Source organism: Kitasatospora sp. NPDC059327, from assembly GCF_042752535.1.
GTDB lineage: Bacteria > Actinomycetota > Actinomycetes > Streptomycetales > Streptomycetaceae > Kitasatospora.
In genome coordinates this window covers 1-2504 of record NZ_JBHYYB010000035.1, presented here as the reverse complement: position 1 = coordinate 2504, position 2504 = coordinate 1, and the positions used below count along the sequence as shown (strand labels likewise).

Below are 2504 nucleotides of genomic sequence, written 5' to 3'. Positions count from 1 at the left end.
GCGGCGCGCGGCGGCCCCCCCCCCGCGGCGGGGGCGGGGGGGGGGGGGGGGGCGGCGGGCCGGGGGGGGGGGGGGGGGGCCCCCCCCCCCCCCCCGCCCGGGACGGCCCGGTTTGCCCCGAAGGCGGCCGGTCCGTATTCTTGACCCTCGGCGTGTCTACGCCGCGCTCCCGAACACATCACCTTCCGGGCGCCTCGTCAGAGGAGTCGGGGAGAGGCCCCTGTGTCCGTACCCAGGTGGCTGGCATCTGGAGCTCCGACCGAGTTAGGAAAGTGGGTACCGCATGTACGCGATCGTTCGCGCAGGCGGCCGCCAGCACAAGGTCGCCATCGGCGACGTGCTGGAGATCGACCGTATCGAGGCCAAGCCGGGTGACTCGGTGGAGCTCTCCACCATCCTGGTCGTCGACGGTGACGCTGTCACCTCCGACCCGTGGGTGCTGGCCGGCGTGAAGGCTCACGCCGAGGTGGTCGACCAGACCAAGGGCGACAAGATCGTCATCCTGCGCTACAAGAACAAGACCGGCTACCGTCGTCGCCAGGGTCACCGCCAGCAGCACACTGCTGTGCGGATCACGAGCATCGACTCCGTCAGCAAGTAAGGGGATAGCGAGATGGCACACAAGAAGGGCGCAAGCTCTACCCGGAACGGCCGTGACTCGAACGCCCAGCGCCTCGGCGTGAAGCGCTTCGGCGGCCAGGTCGTCTCCGCCGGCGAGATCATCGTTCGCCAGCGTGGCACCCACTTCCACCCGGGCGCCAACGTCGGCCGTGGTGGCGACGACACGCTGTTCGCGCTCGCCGCCGGTGCGGTCGAGTTCGGCACGCGTCGCGGCCGCAAGGTCGTCAACATCGTGGCCGTCGAGGCCTGAGTCCGACAAGACTCACAATGAAGGGTGGGCCGGAATGATCCGGTCCACCCTTCATGCTTTACAGCAGGTCAACACTTTCTTCGCACTGGAGGCACACCCATGACCACCTTCGTGGACCGCGTCGAGCTGTACGTCGCCGCGGGTAACGGGGGCCACGGCTGCGCCTCCGTGCACCGGGAGAAGTTCAAGCCGCTGGGAGGCCCGGACGGGGGCAACGGCGGTGAGGGCGGCAGCGTCATCCTCACCGTGGACGCGCAGATCACCACCCTGCTGGAGTACCACCACTCGCCCAAGCGCAAGGCGACCAACGGCAAGCCCGGCGCGGGCGGCAACCGGACCGGCGCCGAGGGTCACGACCTCGTGCTGCTGGTGCCGGACGGCACCGTCGTGATGGACCGGCAGGGCAACGTCCTCGCCGACCTGGTCGGCCACGGCACCAGCTTCGTCGCCGCCGCCGGCGGCCGCGGCGGCCTGGGCAACGCGGCGCTGTCCTCGGCCCGCCGCAAGGCGCCCGGCTTCGCGCTGCTCGGCGAGCCGGGCGAGGCCCGTGACATCGTCATGGAGCTCAAGTCCGTCGCCGACGTGGCCCTGGTGGGCTACCCCAGCGCCGGCAAGTCCTCGCTGATCTCGGTGATCTCCGCCGCCAAGCCGAAGATCGCGGACTACCCGTTCACCACCCTGATCCCCAACCTCGGCGTGGTGACCGCCGGCGACATCGTCTACACCGTCGCCGACGTGCCCGGCCTGATCCCGGGCGCCAGCCAGGGCCGCGGCCTCGGCCTGGAGTTCCTGCGCCACGTCGAGCGCTGCTCGGTGCTGGTCCACGTGCTGGACTGCGCGACCCTGGAGCCCGGCCGCGACCCGCTGACCGACCTGGAGACCATCGAGGCCGAGCTGGCCCAGTACGGCGGCCTGGACGACCGGCCGCGCCTGGTGGCGCTCAACAAGATCGACGTGCCGGACGGCCAGGACATCGCCGACCTCACCCGGGCGTCGCTGGAGGAGCGCGGCTACCGCGTCTTCGAGGTGTCCGCCGCCTCCCGCAAGGGCCTGCGCGAGCTGAACTTCGCGATGGCGCAGATCGTCGCCGAGGCCCGGGCCGCCAAGCCGCTGGAGGAGTCCACCCGGATCGTGCTGCGGCCCACCGCCGTGGACGACGCCGGCTTCACCATCGAGGAGGAGGACGGCGCCTACCGCATCCGCGGCTCCAAGCCGGAGCGCTGGGTCCGCCAGACCGACTTCTCCAACGACGAGGCCGTCGGCTACCTCGCCGACCGGCTGGCCCGCCTCGGCATCGAGGACAAGCTCTGGAAGGTCGGTGCCCGGGAGGGCGACACCGTCATCATCGGCCCGGAGGAGAACGCCGTCGTCTTCGACTGGGAGCCGACCATGGCCGCCGGCGCCGAGATGCTCGGCCGCCGCGGTGAGGACCACCGCTTCGAGAACCCGCGACCGGCGGTCGACCGTCGTCGCGAGAAGCAGAAGGGCCGGGACGCCGCCGAGACCGAGTTCCTCGCCTTCGAGGCGCTCTCCGGCGGTCGCCCGGAGGCCGTCGAGGGCGACGACGAGGAGTAGGACCGGCCGGTCCCGACCCGCGTGCCGCCGCGGCCCCGCCTCCGCTCGGAGGCGGGGC

3 protein-coding genes are annotated in these 2504 nt (G+C 71.8%); all 3 read left to right on the top strand.

All coding sequences use genetic code 11. The features are described from left to right. Window positions 1–283: 283 nt before the first annotated feature. The 3 genes from rplU to obgE all read left to right on the top strand — a co-directional run bounded on the left by rplU (window position 284) and on the right by obgE (window position 2446). Window positions 284–601 carry a 50S ribosomal protein L21 gene (gene rplU, locus ACFXHB_RS21855; RefSeq protein WP_380576263.1) on the top strand — a complete coding sequence of 106 codons (318 nt, stop codon included), beginning with the start codon at window positions 284–286 and terminating at the stop codon, window positions 599–601. A gap of 12 nt (window positions 602–613) precedes the next feature. Continuing rightward, the gene (gene rpmA, locus ACFXHB_RS21850) at window positions 614–871 is read left to right on the top strand and encodes a 50S ribosomal protein L27 (protein WP_380576262.1); all 258 of its coding nucleotides are present in this window, start codon (window positions 614–616) and stop codon (window positions 869–871) included. A 99-nt stretch (window positions 872–970) separates the two neighbouring features. Continuing rightward, window positions 971–2446, top strand: a complete 1476-nt coding sequence (gene obgE / locus ACFXHB_RS21845) for a GTPase ObgE (RefSeq protein ID WP_380576261.1) — start codon at window positions 971–973, stop codon at window positions 2444–2446. Window positions 2447–2504 lie beyond the last annotated feature (58 nt).

Bases quoted from the DNA above. Each gene is read 5' to 3' on its own strand.
- rplU (WP_380576263.1), top strand. From the start codon at position 284: ATGTACGCGATCGTTCGCGCAGGCGGCCGCCAGCACAAGGTCGCCATC.
- rpmA (WP_380576262.1), top strand. From the start codon at position 614: ATGGCACACAAGAAGGGCGCAAGCTCTACCCGGAACGGCCGTGACTCG.
- obgE (WP_380576261.1), top strand. From the start codon at position 971: ATGACCACCTTCGTGGACCGCGTCGAGCTGTACGTCGCCGCGGGTAAC.